The 275-nt window shown below is 40.7% G+C and carries 1 protein-coding gene; it reads right to left on the reverse strand.

Annotated elements, in window-relative coordinates; all coding sequences use genetic code 11:
* Nucleotides 1-221, reverse strand: a 221-nt coding sequence (locus A3763_RS05880; RefSeq protein ID WP_156494948.1) for a hypothetical protein, incomplete at its 3' end; no start/stop codon positions are given.
* Nucleotides 222-275: the final 54 nt, after the last annotated feature.

Below are 275 nucleotides of genomic sequence, written 5' to 3' on the forward strand. Positions count from 1 at the left end.
ATGCAGGCAATATATTGTCTGCTGCTATTCTCTTGAAGGAGCAGGTGTGTCGAGTTGTGGTCATATTGGTCAATGACCTGCTCAACATGAGTGAGTCCGTCAAAGTCTTCTTTGCTCTGTTTAAAACGTATTTGATAAGCTATACGTTTTTGTTCTTCACTGTAAGCACAGACAAAGTTGAACTGTGCGATGAAGTTATCTACCAGCTGAAGTGATTGCATTGCTCTACCTACGATTACAGTAAGGGGCGATAGATATAGCTTAAGAAAACGCTA

This window comes from Oleiphilus sp. HI0128 (assembly GCF_001635365.1).